Origin of the sequence: Xylophilus sp. GW821-FHT01B05, from assembly GCA_038961845.1 — a bacterium.
Taxonomy (GTDB): domain Bacteria; phylum Pseudomonadota; class Gammaproteobacteria; order Burkholderiales; family Burkholderiaceae_C; genus Xylophilus.
Window position 1 is genome coordinate 1578577 of sequence record CP152408.1, and the last position, 20480, is coordinate 1599056.

Annotated in this window: 23 protein-coding genes; 16 read left to right on the plus strand and 7 right to left on the minus strand. The window is 66.5% G+C overall.

Features of this window, described 5'->3' with window-relative positions:
- Positions 1-662 precede the first annotated feature (662 nt).
- The 6 genes from AAFF27_07420 to AAFF27_07445 all read right to left on the minus strand — a co-directional run bounded on the left by AAFF27_07420 (position 663) and on the right by AAFF27_07445 (position 3619).
- Entirely contained in the window at positions 663-908 is a 246-nt protein-coding gene (locus AAFF27_07420) for a tyrosine-type recombinase/integrase (GenBank protein XAH25011.1), read from the minus strand.
- Positions 859-1176, minus strand: coding sequence for a type II toxin-antitoxin system RelE/ParE family toxin (locus AAFF27_07425; GenBank protein ID XAH25012.1), 318 nt, complete (start codon positions 1174-1176; stop codon positions 859-861). Before AAFF27_07425 ends, AAFF27_07420 begins: the two co-directional genes overlap by 50 nt.
- Positions 1173-1445: a type II toxin-antitoxin system ParD family antitoxin gene (locus AAFF27_07430; GenBank protein XAH25013.1), complete on the minus strand. Its 273-nt coding sequence runs from the start codon at positions 1443-1445 to the stop codon at positions 1173-1175. The genes AAFF27_07425 and AAFF27_07430 overlap by 4 nt, the downstream gene beginning before the upstream one ends.
- A gap of 71 nt (positions 1446-1516) precedes the next feature.
- Complete coding sequence (locus AAFF27_07435) at positions 1517-2008, minus strand: tyrosine-type recombinase/integrase (protein ID XAH25014.1); 492 nt, start codon at positions 2006-2008, stop codon at positions 1517-1519.
- Positions 1960-2370 (minus strand): nuclear transport factor 2 family protein, encoded by a 411-nt coding sequence (locus AAFF27_07440; protein ID XAH25015.1) that lies wholly within the window; start codon positions 2368-2370, stop codon positions 1960-1962. The genes AAFF27_07435 and AAFF27_07440 overlap by 49 nt, the downstream gene beginning before the upstream one ends.
- Before the next feature lie 103 nt (positions 2371-2473).
- The gene (locus AAFF27_07445) at positions 2474-3619 is read right to left on the minus strand and encodes an NADH-dependent flavin oxidoreductase (protein ID XAH25016.1); all 1146 of its coding nucleotides are present in this window, start codon (positions 3617-3619) and stop codon (positions 2474-2476) included.
- 163 nt (positions 3620-3782) lie between these two features.
- Between AAFF27_07445 and AAFF27_07450 the strand changes: the two genes are divergently transcribed.
- Positions 3783-4676 carry a LysR family transcriptional regulator gene (locus AAFF27_07450; protein ID XAH25017.1) on the plus strand — a complete coding sequence of 298 codons (894 nt, stop codon included), beginning with the start codon at positions 3783-3785 and terminating at the stop codon, positions 4674-4676.
- 55 nt (positions 4677-4731) lie between these two features.
- Here the strand turns inward: AAFF27_07450 and AAFF27_07455 are convergent, their stop codons facing one another.
- The gene (locus AAFF27_07455; GenBank protein XAH25018.1) at positions 4732-5703 is read right to left on the minus strand and encodes an integron integrase; all 972 of its coding nucleotides are present in this window, start codon (positions 5701-5703) and stop codon (positions 4732-4734) included.
- Positions 5704-5833: 130 nt separating this feature from the next.
- Between AAFF27_07455 and AAFF27_07460 the strand changes: the two genes are divergently transcribed.
- From AAFF27_07460 to AAFF27_07530, 15 genes are all read left to right on the plus strand, one after another.
- The gene (locus tag AAFF27_07460) at positions 5834-6313 is read left to right on the plus strand and encodes an RDD family protein (protein XAH25019.1); all 480 of its coding nucleotides are present in this window, start codon (positions 5834-5836) and stop codon (positions 6311-6313) included.
- Between the two features lie 34 nt (positions 6314-6347).
- A complete protein-coding gene (locus tag AAFF27_07465; protein ID XAH25020.1) occupies positions 6348-6512 on the plus strand; it encodes a hypothetical protein in 165 nt (54 codons plus the stop codon).
- Positions 6513-6860: 348 nt separating this feature from the next.
- On the plus strand, positions 6861-7037 hold the full coding sequence (locus tag AAFF27_07470) for a hypothetical protein (protein ID XAH25021.1): 177 nt from the start codon (positions 6861-6863) through the stop codon (positions 7035-7037).
- Positions 7038-7118: 81 nt separating this feature from the next.
- On the plus strand, positions 7119-7379 hold the full coding sequence (locus tag AAFF27_07475) for a hypothetical protein (GenBank protein ID XAH25022.1): 261 nt from the start codon (positions 7119-7121) through the stop codon (positions 7377-7379).
- Complete coding sequence (locus AAFF27_07480; protein ID XAH25023.1) at positions 7380-7931, plus strand: GNAT family N-acetyltransferase; 552 nt, start codon at positions 7380-7382, stop codon at positions 7929-7931.
- Entirely contained in the window at positions 7906-8385 is a 480-nt protein-coding gene (locus AAFF27_07485) for a GNAT family N-acetyltransferase (protein XAH25024.1), read from the plus strand. The genes AAFF27_07480 and AAFF27_07485 overlap by 26 nt, the downstream gene beginning before the upstream one ends.
- A 23-nt stretch (positions 8386-8408) precedes the next feature.
- Positions 8409-8912 carry a GNAT family N-acetyltransferase gene (locus AAFF27_07490; GenBank protein XAH25025.1) on the plus strand — a complete coding sequence of 168 codons (504 nt, stop codon included), beginning with the start codon at positions 8409-8411 and terminating at the stop codon, positions 8910-8912.
- Positions 8913-9037: 125 nt separating this feature from the next.
- The gene (locus AAFF27_07495; GenBank protein XAH25026.1) at positions 9038-9583 is read left to right on the plus strand and encodes a hypothetical protein; all 546 of its coding nucleotides are present in this window, start codon (positions 9038-9040) and stop codon (positions 9581-9583) included.
- Positions 9584-9600: 17 nt separating this feature from the next.
- The gene (locus AAFF27_07500; protein XAH25027.1) at positions 9601-10293 is read left to right on the plus strand and encodes an amino acid racemase; all 693 of its coding nucleotides are present in this window, start codon (positions 9601-9603) and stop codon (positions 10291-10293) included.
- On the plus strand, positions 10290-12461 hold the full coding sequence (gene pbpC / locus AAFF27_07505) for a penicillin-binding protein 1C (GenBank protein ID XAH25028.1): 2172 nt from the start codon (positions 10290-10292) through the stop codon (positions 12459-12461). The genes AAFF27_07500 and pbpC overlap by 4 nt, the downstream gene beginning before the upstream one ends.
- Before the next feature lie 55 nt (positions 12462-12516).
- Positions 12517-14814 carry a diguanylate cyclase gene (locus tag AAFF27_07510; protein ID XAH25029.1) on the plus strand — a complete coding sequence of 766 codons (2298 nt, stop codon included), beginning with the start codon at positions 12517-12519 and terminating at the stop codon, positions 14812-14814.
- 199 nt (positions 14815-15013) lie between these two features.
- The gene (locus AAFF27_07515) at positions 15014-16171 is read left to right on the plus strand and encodes an alpha-hydroxy acid oxidase (protein XAH25030.1); all 1158 of its coding nucleotides are present in this window, start codon (positions 15014-15016) and stop codon (positions 16169-16171) included.
- 234 nt (positions 16172-16405) lie between these two features.
- The gene (locus AAFF27_07520) at positions 16406-17803 is read left to right on the plus strand and encodes an IS1182 family transposase (GenBank protein XAH26182.1); all 1398 of its coding nucleotides are present in this window, start codon (positions 16406-16408) and stop codon (positions 17801-17803) included.
- Positions 17804-18086: 283 nt separating this feature from the next.
- Positions 18087-19397: an MFS family transporter gene (locus AAFF27_07525; GenBank protein XAH25031.1), complete on the plus strand. Its 1311-nt coding sequence runs from the start codon at positions 18087-18089 to the stop codon at positions 19395-19397.
- A gap of 150 nt (positions 19398-19547) precedes the next feature.
- A complete protein-coding gene (locus AAFF27_07530) occupies positions 19548-20477 on the plus strand; it encodes a DMT family transporter (protein ID XAH25032.1) in 930 nt (309 codons plus the stop codon).
- The last annotated feature ends 3 nt before the right edge of the window (positions 20478-20480 follow it).

Here is a 20480-nt window from a genome sequence, read left to right on the forward strand (position 1 = left end):
CATAGCCCGAATTGCAAGTGCAAGACCACCCTGTCGTGTTGCTGCTATTCTCTGGGCACGAACTCAATCTGAGCCGCAAATAAAGCATTGGGGAAAATGGCATGCCGTCAGAAGCGCGTATGGCGTTGCAGTTAATCTGCCCCGGACTGAGAGATGGGCCGACAGAAGCATAGATCAGCTCTCCCTTCGGATAACGCGATGTAACTTCGTGACGGCAGGCAAGTTCTGGTGAAGGGAGCCAATTATCTCCACCCCAGGCTGCCTCATATGTCGGCCGCAATTCAGCATATGCAGCGGTTGTGCACAGCGTCAGGAAAATTGGTGTAATTAATATGCGGTGCAGCCATGCTCCGATTGGCTGGTCAACGATCGGAGTCCACCTTCTTTTGAAATATTTGAAAAATCCATGCAGGTGTTTTCTCTTGCATACTTCTTGTGCTTCATTCAATGCGGTCATATTCCCTCCATCTCATTGATATCATCCCATCACACGCATCTTTTGCCCGCCCTGAATCGATCCATCTCTTTATTTCTCTGAAATTGAAACTCAACGGAACGTCGTGTGTACTGGAATGCCTTATAGGGCCGTGGGTATGACATTGCTGGGCTGCGATCCGTCGATCTGAACTGAAGTCGGTAGGATGCCGGCCCCGCCTCACCACTCATCCAATGGACTCCACCCCCCCCCCACCCTGCGGCAGCAACTGCGTATAGGCCATGGTGCCGTGCACATCCACATGCCCCAGCAGCGTTTGTACTGCGCGCACGTCATAACCAGCCCGCAATAGATGGGTGTCGTAGCTGAGGTACGCGACGTGAAGCGCCGCAAGTCGGGCCTCAGCCGCGACGGCGGCGATGTCAGCGGCGACGTTCGTGCGGATCGTCAGCGCTGAAAGCGTCGCCGCCAATGTCGCGCGCGCTGTGCAGGATTCTCTCGATGCGCACGCCAGTGCCCGCTTCTCGGTAAAAAATCAGGTAGCGCCCGTAGGGCAGCATGCGTATGCCATCACCGAGCTCAGGCCGCGCTGTACCGATGCCTGGCGTGCGGCCCACCACTTCACACTTCTTTTCCAGCTCATCGACAAATGTCAGCGCGCGCGTCTGGTTGTCTTCTGCGATGTAGATCGCGATGTCCAACAGGTCGGCTTCCGCTGCTGGTGAGAATGTGAGCTTCACCGGCGACCAGACCCGGACGCGCCAGTCTGGGCAATGCGCTCGCGAGCCGCAGCGAAAGCCGTCTTGGCCGGGATGCCTGCGCCACTGTCAACGCCGCGCTGGATTTCCGTGCGCAAGGCCTCCAGTTTGGCGGCGCGAAGCTTCTCTTGGTCTTCAAGCCTGCGCAGTCCGTCACGCACAACTTCGCTCGCGCTGGCGTAGCGGCCCTGCTGAATCTGTTCCTTGATGAACGATTCGAAGTGATCACCGATGACATAGCTTGAAGGCATGGCTTGACTCCGTGCAGTTGATGCGGTCCTGATGCTATCAAAGATTGATAGTTTTCCCGAGGGGCGTCACCTCACCACTCATCCAACGGACTCCGCACCCCCTGCCCACTCTGCGGCAGCAGCTGCGCATAGACCATGGTGCTGTGCACATCCACATGCCCCAGCAGCGTCTGCACGGCGCGCACGTCATAACCGGCCTGCAATAAATGGGTGGCGAAGGAGTGGCGCAGGACTTGGGGGGGGGGATGGTCTTGGGCGTGCCCATGCCGCGCGCGAGGAACGTAGCTTCGAGGCCTTCCGCAGCTGCTACGAGTACCTGCCAAAAGGCACGGCCAAGATGGAATACACCCTGCGCCTGAACAACGTGGGCGACTTCGCTCTACCGGCGAGCCGGGTCGAGGCGGGGCGGTGAGTGGTATCGCGCTGTGTCGGGCGACGCGCCCGCTCAGCACGACGTTGCCAGAAGCGGAGGCGTGAAGTCGACGGCAAAGCAGCGCTCCCGTCGGTAGGCGGCTCAGCCGGCAGGGCTGACCTTGGACGTGCAGTAGCGTGCGATCTGCCACGCGCCTGCAACCGACTTGCGGAGCAGGAACAGCTCGTGATACGCCGCGGACGTGACGACACCGGTCGCCTTGTTGGTTTCGGTGCCCTCGGTGGCGCTGCGCACGAATCCCCAGTCTGGGCTGATTTGCACAACCTCCTTTATTTCATAGGCCATGTTGAAGCCGATGGCTTCGAAGACGCCAGGATAGACCGTGGCAAGCGCGTCCTTGCCCACGGCTGCCGGCCGGCCTGGCCCCATCAGCACGCCGTCATCGGCGTATGTTGCGACCACGGCCGCGACGTCGGCGCGATTGAATGCGGTCAAGTAGTCGACGGCTTTCGCTTCAATTGCGACCAGTTCTTCGTTGGATGCTTTGCCCATTTTCATTCCTCTAAATGTCTTGCTTCGAGGCCACGCGAGGTTTCGCGAGGCCAGTGGATGGCCGGACCGCCGCACAAGCCTATTGAGTTGCCGCGTTGCCCCGTCATGCCGGTTGGCTTTCCTGGATCGGGAACCAGCCCTTGGCCATCTGCATGACGCCCCACAGCTTGTCTGGAATGTGCAGATCCGGCACCGACGCGGGGTCGAGGACGGTCACGATCTCATCTGCGCGCCCGTCCCGGGCCAGTGCCACCCAATCCGGATTCATGATCAGGCCCTGGCCCAGCGCCGCCAAGGAAAGCCCCGATGCCAACGCCGCTTCTGCCTGGGCTGGCGTCTTGATGGCGCCCGCCGCGATCAAGGGAACGCGTCCGGCCACATGTTCGACGAGCAAGCGCGCAGTTGTCTTGCCGCTGCCGTCGGCAATTGGCTTGCCATTGAGGACGTCGTGCAGCGATGCATGGACGTAATCTATACCGGCCTCGATCAGCCGATCGACCAGAATCTTCGTGTCGGCGATCCGCAAGCCACCCTCGGCGGATTCTTCCGGCGAAACACGGTAGCCCAGCAGGAACGGCCGGCCGGCATGCGCTTTGATGACCTGCGCGACCGCATGAACGACGGACAGCGGAAAGCGCAGCCGGTTCTCCAAAGAACCGCCCCACTGGTCGTCGCGCTGGTTGGCGATCGGCGAGAAGAAATCTTGCATGAGGAAGCCGTGTGCGCCGTGCAGTTCGACGCCGTCGAAGCCGGCCTCGATCGCGCGGCGTGTGGCCTCGCCGAATCCCTTGATGATGTTCTCGATCTCGCCTTGCGTGAGGGCGACGGCGGTGTTTCCGCCTGCGTTGAACGGTCCGGCGGGCACTTCCATCGTGCTGGGGCCAACGACCCGCCCGTTTGGAACGAGCTCTGGTATCGCCTTGGTGCCGGCATGGAAGATCTGCAGGATGGCGGACGCACCGCCGCTCTTTGCGGCTTGGGCGAGCTTGCGCAGGCTGGGGATGAAACGGTCGTCATCGGCGACGAATTCGTCCGTGAAGCCGATCCCTTCCGGCATGACATGCGCGCATCCGGTGATGACCAGCCCCACGCCCTTGGCACGCGCCTGGATGTAGGCAATCTCCTGGTCGGAGACGGTCCCGTCGGGGTTGGCGGACCAGGTGGTCATCGGCGCCATGACCGCCCGGTTGCGAAGCGTCATGCCGTTGTCAAAACTGAAACGGTCGAAAAGAAGAGGCGAGTGGGTCACGGAAATTTCCTTTGCAATGGGTGAGGCATGGGGTGGTCCGGCAGGACCACGGCATGTCATGGCATACGAATGTAGTGACCGTTAATTCAGTTGATTAGATGGATAAAAATGCTTGGCCTTATCATTTAATTGATAAATCAATGGCCGCAAGAAAGGAAAGCCCATGCGTCGCGACGAGATTGCTGATCTGACGGCCTTCGTGGTCGTTGCCGAGGAGCGCAGCTTCACCAAGGCCGCGGTACGCCTGGGCATGGCGCAGTCGGCCCTCAGCCAGATCGTGCGCCGTGTCGAAGAGCGTTTGGGACTCCGACTGCTTTCGCGCACGACGCGCAGCGTCGCGCCCACTGAGGCGGGAGACCGCCTGCTTGCGAAGCTCGGCCCGATGCTGCATGACCTCGACGCCGTGATCGGCTCGCTCGGTGAACTGCGCGACCGGCCGAGTGGAACGATCCGGATCACGACGGTGGAGCATGCGGCAAAGACCATCCTCATGCCGGCGCTGAAGCGGCTGCTGGTGGACAACCCTGACATCCATGTGGAGGTCAACGTCGATCACGCGTTGGTGGACGTGGTCGCCCATCAGTTCGATGCGGGCATTCGCCTGGGCGGAGATATCGCCAAGGACATGATCGCCGTACGGATAGGCCCTGACATTCCGATGGCGATCGTGGCAGCTCCGGCCTATCTGGCCAGACGCCCGGCGCCGACGACGCCAGCGCAACTGCTTGACCACCAGGTCATCAACTTCCGCCTGCCGACGTCTGGCACGTTCATCGGGTGGCGCCTTATTCGCGGCGGGCGGGAAATCCGAGTGCGAGGTCAAGGGCAACTGGTCGTGAATACGATCGACCTTCTCATCGATGCAGTACTGGACGGCCATGGTCTGGCCTGTATCCACCGGGATCAGGTGCAGCCATTCATCGACAGCGGAAGACTGGTACCCATTCTGGGCAAGTACACGCCGGATCTGCCGGCCTACCACTTGTACTACCCCAATCGCAGGCACCCCTCTTCCGCATTCTCCTTGCTGGTCGACACCCTTCGCTATTCGCCGTAGGGGGATGGGCAAAGCGCATGCCCTTGCAGTTGAGGCACTTCTGCCCCGCACCCCCTCACCACTCATCCAACGGACTCCGCACCCCCTGCTCACCCTGCGGCAGCAGCTGCGTATAGACCATGGTGCTGTGCACATCCACATGCCCCAGCAGCGCCTGCACGGCGCGCACGTCATAACCGGCCTGCAATAAATGGGTGGCGAAGGAGTGGCGCAGGACCTGGGGCGTGATGGTCTTGTGCGTGCCGGTGCGGCGTGCTGCCTGGCGCACGGCGCGCTGTACGGATTCCGGGAAGACGTGGGGGCGGCGTTGTGTGCCGTCGCGGGTGTCTGTGGCGCGGCGGGCGGCGGGGAAGAGGTATTGCCAATCCCAGTTGCGGGCCGCGCCTGGCGGCTGGGTGGCCTGCAGGGCTGGGGGCAGGGCGGCTTCGCCAAAGCCGGCGGCCAGGTCGCGTGTGTGCAGGGCCTGGGCGCGCTGCAGTTGCGCCTGCAGCGGCGCCAGCAGTTCTTCGGGCAGCACGGTGCTGCGGCGGGTGTCGCCCTGGTCGTCGCGGACCAGCACCTGGCGCTGTTCCAGGCGCAGGTCCCGCACGCGCAGCCGCAGGCATTCCAGCAACTGCAGGCCGCTGCCGTAGAGCAGGCCGGCGACCAGCGCCATGGGGCCGTCGAGCTGGGCCAGCAGCCCGCGGATTTCGCGCGGCGCCAGCACCACCGGCAACTGGCGCGCCTGCGTGGCGGGGGCGATGTCGGCCAGGCCTGGCAGGTCTGTGCCCAGCACCTGCCGGTACCAGTAGAGCAGTGCGGCCTTGGCCTGGTTGTGGGTGGATGCGGCCACCTGCCGCTGCTCCAGCAGATCGTGCAGAAAAGCCTGGACCTGCGCCGTGCCCAGTTGGCGCGGGTCCTGGCTTGGGTACTGCTGCGCGTAGCGCCGCACCCAGTCGACGTAGGCCTGCTCGGTGCGGGCGCTGTAGCCCCGCGCGCGCAGATGGCTGCGCAGTTGCTCCAGCAGGGGTTCCAGCGCTGTGGCCATGGTGGTATTAGGTTTGCCTAAATGGATGGGTAAGATGATTGCCCAGGCTCCGCCTGGGCTGTGAAAAATGAGAATTCATTAGGCGGCATGGTGCGCCGCCTGAATGCAAGTTACGCATGAGGAGGAAGAGATGCAAGACCAGTCGTCGGAATTGGAATACGTGGGCTTCTGGGCGCGCGTGGGCGCGTCTGTCATCGATTCGATCTTGCTGATGGCGTTGGACTTCGTGCTGCGGCTCGCGGTCTACGGCTGGGACTACTTCAAGGCGACGGACGGCCGTCTGTACGAGGGCTTGGCGGACTTCCTGGTTTCGCTGGCGCTGCCGGCCGTGATCGTGGTGCTTTTCTGGCGGCACAAGCAGGCCACGCCGGGCAAGATGGCCGTGCGTGCGCGGGTGGTGGATGCGGCCACCGGCAACCCCTTGTCGGTGGGCCAGGCCATTGGGCGCTACCTGGCCTACTTCCTGTCCGCCCTGCCGCTGGGCCTGGGCTTTCTGTGGGTGGCTTTCGACCCGAAGCGCCAGGGCTGGCACGACAAGCTCGCCGGTACCGTCGTGGTGCGCTCCAGGTCTCTGCGCGGTCCCGGGGCGGGCCGCGTGCCAGGCAGGTAAGCTGCTGCATTCGCCAAATCGCTTGGGATGCGCCATGGTCACCGTCAAGTTCGCTGATGTCCTCGCTGCTTTTCAATTTGTCAGCGGTGGTGCGCTGAGCGGGCACCAGGCCTTCATCGATCTCGACACCGGCGCGCTGTACTGCATATCCGAAGACATCGAGCCGGATGAACCAGTGCCGGAAGACTTGGAGGCCTAAGAACGTGTTTACGATCTGTATGGGGATCGCGTTGGAGTGCAATCGGGATGAGTGAGTGGCCCGGATCCCGCCGCATGGGCTCATGCCCATGCAAGGGGCCGGGGCGCTCAATCGCCCGATTTCACTCCAACCCTTCGGGCAAGTGCCTTTGCGGGCGGTCTGCGGCGTTGCGGCGCTTGCCAATAGCGGTGCTATTGGCTGCGCACCGCGCCTTGCATCCCATCCCGCAAAGACACTTGCGCGACCCCATAGAGATCGTAAACACGTTCTCACCGCTACCTGTCCCTGCCGCACAAGAACGATCTGGACCTGGGGCGGGCACTGGCGCTTTCCTTCGTCGAGCAGCACTTGCCCGCCGAGTACGACCGGGTGGCCGGCTACTTCCACAAGAGCGGGGCGTACCGCCGCTTCAAAGACTTTCTGCATGCGCAAGGCGTGCTGGAGGCCTGGTATGCGTTCGAGGCGCGCGCCACGGAAGAGGCCTTGCGGCGCTGGTGCGAGGAGCAGGGGATACAGCTCGGCTGAGCGAGCCCCGCCAGCCGGCGTTGGCCTTTTGCAGCTAGCCCTTTAGCATGGCGCTTACCTTCACTCACAAGGAGCACGACCTTGCAGCCAACCTATCAAACCTCCTTGCTGGCATCGCTTCTTCCGCTCTTCTTCATGTCCATCTTCATGGGCGTGACGGCCTATCTGCTGGCCAAGGACAAGGGCCGCAACGTCATTCTGTGGACGGTGCTGGGCGTCATACCGTTTGTGAACTTCCTCTGCATAAGCTTCTTCATCGGCGCGGCCAATCTGCGCGCCGAGCGCAAGCTTGATGAACTGCTGGCGCGGCATGACGGCCCCGGCAGGCCTGATCGGGTGTAGATGCCAGCCGAAGCAACCCAGCCCACGCTGCGCTCGCCCCGCCTGCTGCTGCGGCCCTACGTGCTGGCTGATGCACCTGAGGTGCAGCGGCTGGCGGGGGATTTCCGCGTGGCAGACACCACGGCGAATATTCCGCACCCCTACCCGGATGGCGCGGCGCAGAGCTGGATCGCGTCCCACGCGGCTGACTACCAGAGCCGCACGCGCGTGAGCTTTGCCGTAGTGCTGGCGGCCGACGCGCAACTGCTGGGCACGGTCGGCCTGCACGACATATCGGCCGAGCACGCGCGGGCCGAGCTGGGCTACTGGATTGCGGTAGACCACTGGGCCCAGGGCTACGGCACGGAGGCCACGCAGTGCCTGATGCGCTACGCGCAGCAAGAACTGGCCATCACCCGCATCGTCGCGCGCTGCCTGGCGCGCAACCCGGCCTCTGCACGCGTCATGGAGAAGGCCGGGCTGCAGCGCGAAGGCCTGCTGCGCCGGCACCTGCTGAAGCGCGGGCAGTATGAAGACATGTTGCTCTATGGCTGCAATCTGGCCGGCCGCTAGCGCCGCCGTGGTGCGGCGCGCCGTACCGGGCGATGCGCAGGCCATTGCCGGCCTGTACCGCGAGCTGGTCGACAACCCGGCGGTATCTGTTTTGCCGCAGCGCATCGCCGAGGTGTCGCTTGACCCGCGCACTGCGCTATGGGTGTGCGAATGGCAGGCGCAGGTGTGCGGCACGGCGCTGGTGTCGCTGTGCGCCGATGTCATGTTCCAGTCCCAGCCCTTTGCCGTGGTGGAAAACGTCGTGGTCGCTGCCGCCGCACGCGGGCAGGGCGTGGGCGCGGCGCTGCTGCGCTGCGTTGAGGCCTTCTGCCTGGCCAGCGACTGCTCCAAGATCATGCTGCTGAGTTCCAGCCAGCGGCAGGATGCGCACCGCTTCTTCGAGCGCGCGGGCTTTGCGGGCTCGGCCAAGCGCGGCTTTGTCAAATACCGCAGCGCCTTTGCGGTGGCGGCCTGAACGCACACCGTGCGTCGTGACCCATGCCCCACCGCAGCTTCCTGCTCCAACTGACGGCCGAGGGTTTTCGGCCCAAGGCTTTCCCGCGTGAGGGCATTGGCCTGGCGCGGGCCGGCCCGGCCGACGTGGAGCGCTGCCGCGCGCTGTGGGTCGAGGTGGGGCGCGGCTACTGGACCGAGCGCAGCCGCTGGCGGCCCGCCCGCTGGAGCGCGCACCTGGCCTACAGCAGCGTGTCTTTCTGGATCGCATCGTGGCAGGCGCGGGACATAGGCTTCTTCGAGCTGATAAAGAAGCGCCAGGGCACCAAGATCGAGGGCATGGGCCTGCTGCCCGCCTGGTGCGGCCAGGGCCTGGGCGGCGGCCTGCTGTCGGCCGCAACCCGGCAGGCGCTGGACGACGGCGCCCGGCGCGTCTGGCTGCACACCGCCACCGACGACCATCCCAACGCCCTGCCCAACTACGAGGCCAGGGGCTACCGCGTCTACCGCGACAAGCCGCTGCAAAATCCCATGCCGCCTGCCGGTTGAAGTTTTTGCAACCCATGCATGACACGGCACCGTTCGGGCTGAGCCTGCCGAAGCCCTTCGATCCTTCGACAGGCTCAGGACAGGCCAAGCTCAGGGCGAGCGGACTCCACTGAACAACACTGCCCATGCCTTCCCACCTGCCCCCAGAAACCGTACTGCGCACCTACATCCAGTCCAAGGACGAGAACCGCCCGCACCTGATGGCGCAGGTCTTCAGCGAGGCCGCCACGCTGCAGATGCAGGTGCGCACCGACAACATCGCCTTCCCCGCCGCCACGCAGGGCGCCGCGGCCATTGCCGACGTGCTGTCGCGCAAGTTTGGCCAGGCGTACGAGAACGTCTACACCTTCTACCTGGGGGCCGTGCCTGCTGCCGCCACTGAGCAGTTCTCTTGCGACTGGCTGGTAGGCATGTCGGACAAGGCCAGCGGCCAGGTGCGCGTGGGCTGCGGCCGCTATGACTGGGTGTTTGACCCGGCCGCAGGCGGGCGCGCCGGGCACCTGAGCATCGCCATCGAGGCCATGCAACTGCTGCCGCCAGATGAGCTTCAGGCGGTGATGGCATGGCTCGGCGGGCTGGACTATCCCTGGTCTTCCGCCAGCGCGGTGCTGGCATCGGCACCCGCCATTGCGGCGCTGGCGCCGGTGCTGCAGTACCTGCGGCAAGCCTGATACGGAGGACCCATGCCATGCCCCAGCACATCGGTATCGTGGGCTGCTCCGCCGAAGGCGCAGCGCTTTGCTATCGCACTATCTGCGCCGAAGGCGCGCCCCTGCTGGGCGCCCATGCCCATCCCGAGGTGTCCCTGCACACGCCTTCGCTGGCCGCCTATGTGCAGTGCCTGGACCGTGGCGACTGGCAGGGCGTGGGCGAGCTGATGCTGGCCTCGGCCCGCAAGCTCGCGGGCGCGGGGGCCAACTTTCTCATCTGCCCCGACAACACCATCCACCAGGCGCTGCCCCATGTGCTGCCGCGCTCACCCTTGCCCTGGCTGCACATTGCCGACGTGGTGGCCGCAGAGGCGGCGGGGCGCGGCTTCAAGCGCATCGGCCTGACCGGCACGCGCTGGCTGGTCGAGAGCGATGTCTACCCCGACAAGCTCGCCGCGCGCGGCCTGGACTGGCTGCGGCCCAGCGCGCAAGAGCGCGACGAGATCAACCGCATCATCATGGACGAGCTGGTCTGCGGCATCTTCAAGCCCGAGGCCGTCGCCTACTTCCAGCGCGTGATGGCACGCATGCAGGCCGAGGGCTGCGACGCCGTGGTGCTGGGCTGCACCGAGATCCCGCTGATCATGAGCGACGCCAACGCGCCGTTGCCTACGCTGGATTCCACGCGACTCTTGGCACGCGCGGCCTTGCAGCGCGCGGTGAGGGCATGACACATCCCCTGCGCAAACTCTTGCCGACTGCACTGTGGTTGCTGGTAGCTGTCGCCCAGCCCGCGCTGGCCCAGCCCAGCTTTGACCAGGTGCAGCACGGCTTTCGCTCGTCAGACACCCGCGTGCTCGACCGCGACGGCGTGCTGCTGCAGCGCGTGCGCACCGATGCCAGCGTGCGCCGGGGCGACTGGGTGGCGCTGGCGGATGTGTCGCCTGCGCTGCGTACGGCGCTGGTGCTGAGCGAGGACAAGCGCTTTTACGAGCACAGCGGCGTGGACTGGCGCGCGGTCTCGGCTGCGGCCTGGGGCAACTTGTGGAACACGCGCACGCGTGGCGCCTCTACGCTGACCATGCAGCTCGCCGGCCTGCTGGACGATGAGGTGGGCCGTGGCGGCGGGCGCGGCATGGGGCAGAAGCTGGGCCAGGTGCTGATGGCGCAGCGGCTGGAGCGTGGCTGGCGCAAGGACCAGATCCTGGAGGCCTACCTGAACCTGGTGCCTTTCCGTGGTGAGTTGGTGGGCATAGACGCGCTGTCGCGCACGCTGTTTGGCAAGGCCGCGCATGGCCTGGATGCGCGCGAGGCGGCAGTAGCCGCAGCGCTGGTGCGCGCGCCCAATGCCAAGCCGGCCCTGGTGGCGCGGCGGGCCTGCGCCGTGCTGGGCGACTTGCAGGCCGCCAAGCCCGACTGCGAAGGCCTGGACATGTTTGCCCAGGCCGCGCTGCAACGCCGCGCGTTTGATGCCAGCGAGGGCATTGCCCCGCATGCGGCGCGCCAGGCGCTGCGCGAAGCACCCGCTGGCGCCGCCGAGGTCCGCACCACGCTGTCAGCCCCGCTGCAGCGCTTTGCCGTGCAGGCACTGCGCCAGCAACTGCGCGAGCTGGCCGGCCGGCATGTGGAAGACGGCGCCGTGCTGGTGCTGGACAACGCCAGTGGCGAGGTGCTGGCCTGGGTCGGCTCATCGGGCGAACTGAGCCGCGCGGCCGAGGTCGATGGCGTGCTGGCGCTGCGCCAGCCGGGCTCCACGCTCAAGCCCTTTCTGTATGGCCAGGCGCTGGCCGAGCGGCGGCTGACGGCAGCCTCGCTGGTAGACGATTCGCCCGAGCAGATCGCCACCGCCAGCGGCCTGTATGTGCCGCAGAACTACGACCGGCGCTTCAAGGGCTGGGTGTCGGCGCGCACCGCGCTGGCGGCATCGCTCAATGTGCCGGCGGTGCGCACCTTGGTGATGGTGTCGCCCGATGCCTTCTTTGAGCAGTTGCGCGCGCTGGGGCTGCCGCTGCGCGAATCCGGCGGCTACTACGGCTACAGCCTGGCGCTGGGCAGCGCCGAGGTGCCGCTGCTGGCGCTCACCAATGCCTACCGCGCGCTGGCCAACGGCGGCATGGCCGGCGGCACGCGCTTGTTGCCGGGGCCGGCCACTGCGCCGCAGCGCGCGCTGGATGCTCGCGCCGCCTTCATCGTCGGCGACATCCTGGCCGACGCCAATGCGCGTGCCCGCACCTTTGGCACCGACAGCCTGCTGGCCACGCGCTTCTGGACGGCGGTAAAAACCGGCACCAGCAAGGACATGCGCGACAACTGGGCGCTGGGCTGGTCGCAGCGCTACACCGTGGGCGTGTGGGTGGGCAATGCCAGCGGCGCGCCCATGCGCGATGTGTCGGGCGTCTCTGGCGCGGCGCCGGTCTGGGCGGCGGTCATGGGCTACCTGCACCGGCAACTGCCCAGCCAGCCGCCCGCGCCGCCGCCCGGCGTGCTGCAGGCGGCCGTGCGCTTTGGCGATGGGCTGGAGGCGGCGCGCAGCGAGTGGTTCCTGGCGGGCACGCAGCAAGCGCTATTTGCTATTGATAAGGTAGCTGGTAGCCCAGGTGGGGAAAGGGCTGAAGGCACTTTTTATGCAGAAAACGCTGGCGCCGCGCCGCGCATCATCGCGCCCGTGGCCGGCACCATCGTCGCGCTGGACCCAGACATCCCGCCGCGCCACCAGCGCGTGCGGCTGCAAGCCGTGGGCCAGAACCTGCGCTGGCAGATCGACGGCCGTCCGCTGGCGCGCGGCGCCCGGGCCGACTGGCTGCCCTGGCCCGGGCGCCACCGCATTCAGCTGGTCGATGCGCGCGGCGCGGTACTGGACGAGGTGCGCATCGAGGTGCGCGGCGCGGGTGTGCGCTGAACACGCTCCAAGGGACGCCTTCTAGAATGTCCCTTCCCGCCGCAGTCCGTCCCGCATGCCCACCTCCCGCTCCCGCACTCGTCGCCTGCTGCCCTGGCTGGCCGTCACGCTGACGCTGGTCATTGCCGGGCTGTTCGTGGCAGAGGCGCTCTACAGCCGGCATGAGACCACGGAGCGCGCCCGGCGCAGCGGCGAGACGCTGACCAACACCATCGAAGAGAACATCCACCGCACGCTGGAGTTCTACGAGCGCTCGCTGGTCGGCGTGGTGCGCGGCGCCGCCGATCCGGCCGCCATGGCCTTGCCGCCGGCGCTGCGCAACCGCGTGCTGTTCGACAGCGCAACCGCCGTGCCGGGCGTGTCGCTGGTCTATGTGCTGGATGCGCGCGGCACGCTGGTGCTCAGCTCTGGCTCGCTCAACCCCAAGCCGCACGACCTGTCCCAGCGCAGCTACTTCCAGGTGCACCAGCGCCGCAGCGACGTGGGGCTCTACATCAGCGAGCCCATCGTGCCCCTCACTGAGGATGGGCGCGTGGTGGTGCTGTCGATGCGCCTGCAGGACAAGGACGGCGTCTTCCAGGGCGTGGCCGCCGTCACCATCCGCGCGCGCTACTTCGCGGCGCTGTTCGACCTGGCCAATATCGGCCCGCAGGGGCGCATCACCCTGCTGCGTAAGGACGGCACCGCGCTCTCGCGCTTCCCCTATGACCCGGCCATCGTCGGCAGCAACATGGCGCCGCTGCCGGCGGTGAAGCGTTTCCTGGAAACGGGCGATTCGTTCTTCCGCCTGCCCTCGGTCTTTGACAGCGAGACGCGGCTCTACCAGTTCAAGAGTTTCGATGTCTACCCGCTGATCGTGGCGGTGGCGCAATCCAGCGACGTGGTCTATGCCGAATGGCGCCGCCGCGTGCTGGTGCTGGGCGGCATCACCCTGGTGCTGATGCTGGCCTGCCTGGGCCTGGGCGCGCTGTTCGTGCGTGAGCTGGACGCGCGCCAGCGCACCGCGCTGCGCCTGCGCGACGCCGAGCGCGACCTGCGCGCCATCCTCAACGGCCTGCCGTCCATGGTCGCCTACTGGGACCGCCACCTGCAGATCCGCTTTGCCAACGACAGCTACCTGTCGGGCTTTGCCGGCGGCGCGCCGAGCGATGCCAATGGCGACGGCAGCCAGCAGTTGTCTGGCGCCAATCTTCCCTACCTGGAGCGTGCCCTGCAGGGCGAGCGGCAGGCCTTCGAGACCCCGGTCATCGACAGCGCCGGCGTGCGCCGCCACCTGCTGGTGAGCTTTGTGCCCGACCCCGACCCGGACCACGAAGGCGGCGGCGTGCGCGGCGTCTTTGTGCAGGCCACCGACCTTACCGAGCGCAAGGCCGCCGAAGACCAGCAGGCCGAGGAAAAAGAACGCATGCGCGTCACGCTGGCCTCCATCGGCGACGCCGTCATCTCCACCGACCGCGACGGCCGCATCACTTACCTGAACCCGGTGGCCGAGCGCATGACCGGCTGGCACACGCACGAGGCGCTGCAGCACGACATCGACGAGGTCGTGCCCTTGCATGAAGGCGCGGCCGACGGCCCGGCGCGCAGCCCGATCCGCGACGCACTGCGGCAGCGGCGCATCGTCGTTGCCGCCACCAGCGGCGTGCTCGTCAACCGCTGGCGGCAGTGCTTTGATGTGGAAGACTGCGCCGCGCCGATCGAAGACGGCAACGGCGAGCCGGTCGGTGCCGTGATGGTGCTGCGCGACGTTACCGCCACCCGCGCCATGGCGCGCCGCATGGCGCACCTGGCGCACTACGACGCCCTGACCGAGCTGCCCAACCGCGTGCTGCTGCAAGACCGCGCGCAGCAGGCCATCGCCCATGCGCGCCGGCACGGCGGCCACCTGGCGCTGATGTACCTGGACCTGGATGGCTTCAAGCACATCAACGACTCGCTGGGCCACGACGTGGGCGACGCGCTGCTGGTGCAGTTCGCCCAGCGCCTGAAGGCCGCGCTGCGCCAGTCCGACACCCTGAGCCGCCAGGGCGGCGACGAGTTCGTGGTGCTGGCGCCGCAGGCCGGCACGCCCGAGGCCGCACAAAAACTGGCGGGCGAACTGGTGCGCCTGGCGGCCATTCCGTTCCTGATCGGCGAGCGCTCGCTGCAGGTCACCACCAGCCTGGGCATTGCGCTGTTCCCGGACGACGGCGACAGCCTGGAGGAACTGGCCCGCCACGCCGACGCCGCCATGTACGCCGCCAAGCGCGGCGGCCGCAACCGTGTGCACTTCTACACCGGCGAGATCGGCGCGCAGGCGGACCAGCAGTTTCGTTCGGCGCACCTGCCGGATGGACCTGTCCCGCTGGCGTGAACTTGGCTCACCCCCAGGCTACGCACTTTCGTGTCTTCGCCAACCCCCTTCCGGGGGCAACACCAGCGGCCCGGCAGAGCCGGTTCCGCGGTGTTCCTGGGTTGGTATGGCTGAAATTTTTTCCAGCAGCGCCCAAGTTTCTTGGCCGCAACAGGCCGCAGCCGCGCCGTAACATACGGCCCCTCTAGAAGGAAACAGCGTGACCGACCTTTCCCGCATCACCTGCATTGAAGACCTGCGCCGCGTGGCGCAGCGCCGCGTCCCCAAGATGTTCTACGACTACGCCGACTCCGGCTCGTGGACCGAGGACACCTACCGCGCCAACGAGGCGGATTTCCAGAAGATCAAGTTCCGCCAGCGCGTGGCCGTGAACATGGAAGGGCGCAGCACCCGCAGCACCATGATTGGCCAGGAAGTGGCCATGCCCGTGGCCATCGCGCCCACCGGCCTCACCGGCATGCAGCATGCCGATGGCGAGATCCACGGCGCACGTGCGGCCAAGGCCTTTGGCATCCCGTTCACGCTGTCGACCATGAGCATCTGCTCGATCGAGGACATCGCCGAGGCCACTGGCCGGCACCCGTTCTGGTTCCAGCTCTACGTCATGAAGGACCGCGATTTCATCGAGCGCCTGATCGACCGCGCCAAGGCCGCCAACGTCACGGCGCTGCAGCTCACGCTGGACTTGCAAATCCTCGGCCAGCGCCACAAGGACATCAAGAACGGCCTGAGCGCGCCGCCCAAGCCCACGCTGGCCAACCTGCTGGACCTGGCCACCAAGCCGCGCTGGTGCTGGAACATGCTGCAGACGCCGCGCCGCACCTTCCGCAACATCGCCGGCCATGCCAAGGGCGTGGACGACCTGTCTTCGCTGTCGGCCTGGACCGCGCAGCAGTTTGATCCGCAGCTCAACTGGGGCGACGTGGAATGGATCAAGAAGCGCTGGGGCGGCAAGCTGATCCTGAAAGGCATCATGGATGCGGAAGACGCCCGCCTGGCGGTGGACAGCGGCGCTGATGCGCTCATCGTCAGCAACCACGGCGGCCGGCAACTGGACGGCGCGCCGTCTTCCATTGCCGCACTGCCGGCCATCGTCGAAGCCGTGGGACAACAAATCGAGGTCTGGATGGACGGCGGCATCCGCGGCGGCCAGGACGTGCTGCGCGCCCGCGCGCTGGGCGCGCGCGGCACGCTGATCGGCCGCGCCTTCCTCTATGGCCTGGGCGCCTACGGCGAAGCCGGCGTGACCCGCGCGCTGCAGATCCTGCACCGCGAGCTGGACATCACCATGGCCTTCTGCGGCCACACGCAGATCGATACGGTGGGCCGCGGCATTCTGCTGCCGGGCACTTTTTAATACGGTGTCGCATAAAAAATAGACCCGTTCGCCCTGAGCTTGTCGAAGGGCTTCGACAGGCTCAGAAGGTGTGAACGAATATCCGCCCCCGTGCGTTGATAGCGAATGGCCAACGCAAGCAACGCCCCCAAGACATCCGAACAAGCGGCCCTGTTCCACGAAGCGCCCGCAGATGGCGCCGTAGTTGCAACGCCACGGCCAGCAAAGCCGGCGCACACAGCAGGCACGCCACGCCTGCTGCACGCCGATCGCCAGCAGATCGAGCTACGCCCCTGCGACCTCGATGCCCTTGTCGCCGCAGACCATCCCGCGCGCAGCGTCTGGGCTTTTGTGCAGGCGCTGGACCTCGCGCCGCTCTACGCCCAGGTCAAGTCGGTGCAAGGCTCGGCCGGCGCACCCGCCATCGATCCGGCCATCCTCATGGCGCTGTGGCTGTGGGCCACCGTCGAGGGCGTGGGCTCGGCCCGCGAGATCGACCGGCTGTGCGAGCGCGACGACATCTACCGCTGGCTCTGCGGTGGCGTCGGGGTCAACTACCACACGCTGGCGAGCTTTCGCACAGCCAACACCGAATGGCTCGATGCGCAACTCACCCGCAGCATCGCCGCGCTCATGGAGCGCAAGCTGGTCACGCTCGACGTAGTCGCCCAGGACGGCCTGCGCGTTCGCGCCCACGCCAAGGCCTCGAGCTTCCGGCGCAAGGAGCGCCTGGGCGAGCTGCATGCCTTGGCGCTCGCCCAGGTCAACGCCCTCAAGAGCGAACTCGAGGCCGATGCGGGCGCCAGCACGCGGCGCAAGGCCGCCGCGCGCGAACGCGCCGCACGGGAGCGCGAGGAGCGCCTGGCCCGGGCACTGCAGACCTTCGGCGAGATCGAGCGGGGCGCACTCGACAAGATCAAGAACAAGGCCAGTGCGCGTGCCAGGCGAGGCAAGTCTGGCCAGGCCCCAGTAGGTGATAGCCCCGCCGGGGATGCTCCCAGCGCCCTGCCCGAACCCGACGCCCCACCTGCCGAGCCACGCCCCGCCAGCGGCGAGGCGCAGCCGAAGTCCAGCGCAGGCGCGCCCAAGCGGGTCAGCACCACGGATGCAGACGCCCGGGTGATGAAGATGGCCGACGGAGGATTCCGTCCGGCCTACAACGCGCAGGTGCTGGTGGACGAGGCCACGCAGTTGATCGCCGGTATCGCGGTGGTCTGCGCGGGCAGCGATATGCATGAGATGGCGCCCATGCATCGCCAGATCGAGCAGCGCTACGGCCGCACGCCCACGCACTGGCTGGCCGATGGTGGCTACCCCCAGTACGACGCACTCGAGGAACTCAGCCGTCGCGGCACGCAGCCGGTGGTGCCGCCCTCGCGCAGCCGCAAACCTGGCTTCGATCCGCTCAGCCCCAAGGCCAGTGACTCACCGTTGATTGCGCAGTGGCGCGCGTTCATGGCCAGTGACGAGGGCCAGAAGCTCTACAGGCGCCGCGCCGCAAGTATCGAATGCGCCAATGCGCAGCTCAGGCGACGGGGCTTGTACCGCCTGAATGTGTGCGGCAAGTTGAAGGCACGCGCGGTGCTGCTGTGGCACGCGCTGGCGCATAACTTGATGCGCATGCGCTCGCTGGGGTTTGCGCTCGGGGGGTGAACTGAGCGCGCTTGCAGGCTCGCCCTGGAGCCTCCACAAGGCCCCAAGACTGCAGTTGGGCGCTCTGGGACCTCCGAGAGGCCAGGAGCTCGCCCCGCCCCGTTCAATTGGCCACCGCGGCCTTCAAGCCGCCTGTTGGCGCATGGGAGTTGATTTTTTCACGCCTTCTCAGCCCGAACGGTGTTGAGCATCAACAGGACGGGTTACGCCACGTAACCCAGGCCGACAGGGCGGGGCAGATGATGCTGGGACTACTCCCACAACAGTCGTCGAAGGGCCCCGCATGTCCAGCACCGCCGCACCGGGTGATCGCCCGCACTACAGCTTTGAAGAAAAGCGCAAGCGCATCTTTGCCATCGTGGCTGCGTCCTCGGGCAACCTGGTCGAGTGGTTTGACTTCTACGTCTATGCATTCGCGGCCATCTACTTCGCGGGCTCGTTCTTTCCCAAGTCTGATCCCACGGTGCAACTGCTCAACACCGCGGGCGTGTTTGCGGCAGGCTTTTTGATGCGGCCGGTGGGCGGCTGGCTGTTTGGCCGCATTGCAGACCGCTATGGCCGCAAAAGCTCGCTGCTGATCTCGGTTGCCATGATGTGCGGCGGCTCGCTGCTGATCGCCTGCCTGCCCACCTACGCCAGCATCGGTGCCTGGGCGCCGGCGCTGCTGCTGGTGGCGCGGCTGATCCAGGGCTTGTCGGTGGGCGGCGAATACGGCACCACCGCCACTTATATGAGCGAGGTCGCACTGCGCGGCCAGCGCGGCTTTTTCTCGTCCTTCCAGTACGTCACGCTGATTGGCGGGCAATTGCTGGCGGTGCTGGTGATCGTCGCCATGGAGCAGTTGCTGACCGAGGCCGAGATCCGCGCCTGGGGCTGGCGCGTGCCCTTCGTGATCGGCGCGGTGGCGGCGGTGGTGGCGCTGTTCCTGCGCCGCACGCTGGCAGAAACCCAGACTCAGGCCGCGCGCGACAACAAGGACGCCGGCAGCCTGGCCAGCCTGTTCCGCGACCACAAGCGCGCCTTCTTCACCGTGCTGGGCTACACGGCGGGCGGCTCGCTGATCTTCTACACCTTCACCACCTACATGCAGAAGTACCTGGTCAACACCGTGGGCCTGCCGATCAAGACCGCCAGCTACGTGATGACCGGCGCGCTGTTTGTCTACATGTGCATGCAGCCGGCCTTTGGCGCGCTGTCTGACCGCATTGGCCGGCGCACCAGCATGCTGCTGTTTGGCGGCTTGGGCGCGCTGTGCACCGTGCCGCTGCTGACCGCGCTGCAGTCGGTGCGCAGCCCGGTCGTGGCTTTTGTGCTGATCATCCTGGCGCTGGCCATCGTCAGCTTCTACACCTCGATCAGCGGCATCGTGAAGGCCGAGATGTTCCCGCCCGAGGTGCGCGCCCTGGGCGTGGGCCTGGCCTATGCCGTGGCCAACGCCATCTTCGGCGGCTCGGCCGAGTACGTGGCACTGGGCCTGAAGACGCTGGGCCACGAGAGCGCCTTCTACTGGTACGTGACGGCGATGATGGTGGTCGCCTTCCTCGTTGCCTTGCGCTTGCCGCGGCAGGCAAGCTACTTGCACCATGACCATTAAGGCATTGGGCAAAAATATTGGTCAAAAGTGCCTATAGCCCATGCACCACCTGGGCTATTAGCTATATATTTGATAGTTAAGCTTGGCCTCCCCACGCGGGCCGAAGGCAGCGGTTAGGCTTCAGGGTTATCCCTGGGCCATCCATCCGCCATGTCTTCTTTTCTTGCCGCTTCCTGGGCCTGGATTCCCATCGTCATCTGGGCCGCGCTGACGCAGACGGTGCGCAATGCCGCCCAGCGCACGCTGACGGCCGAGCTTGGCACCCTGGCCGCCACGCTGGTGCGCTTTCTTTACGGCCTGCCGGTGGCGGGCCTGGCGGTGGCCGCGCTGTGCCTGTGGGGCGACGGGCTGCAGCCGGTGTTCAGTGCGCGCTATGCCGGCTGGCTGGTGCTGGGCGCGCTGGCCCAGGTGGGCGCCACGGCCTTGCTGCTGCTGGCCATGCGCGAGCGCAACTTCATCCTGGCCGTGGCCTATTCCAAGACCGAGGTGCTGCAGGTGGCGCTGTTCTCCAGCCTGCTGCTGCACGAGCTGCCCGGCCTGGTCGCAATGCTGGCCATGCTGGCGGCGACCGTTGGCGTACTGCTGCTGTCCCTGCCGCGCGGCGGCTGGGCGCGGGGCGCTGCGGGCGGCGGCATGCGCAGCCGCTCGCTCTGGTACGGCCTGGGCTCGGGCGCGTGCTTTGCGCTGGCCAGCGTGGGTTTTCGCGGGGCCTCGCTGGCGCTGGGCGACGGCATCGCGCCCTGGACGGCCGGCGCCTGGGGCGTGTTCTGGGCGCAACTGCTGCAGACCGTACTGCTGGGCGGCTGGCTGGCCGCACGCCAGCCCGCCACCCTGGTGCGCGTGGCGACATCCTGGCGCCTGTCCAGCGTGGCCGGCTCCATGGGCGCGCTAGCCTCGCTCGCCTGGTTCACCGCCTACGCCATGCGCCCGGCATCCAACGTGCGCACCCTGGGCCTGGTCGAGGTGGTGTTCAGCTACCTAGTCTCGCGCCGCGTGTTCCGCGAAAGCCTGACGCGGGCCGAGACGGTCGGGCTGGCGTTGGTGGGTGTGGGCTTGGTGCTGGTTTGCGCGCAGTTGTAGTCG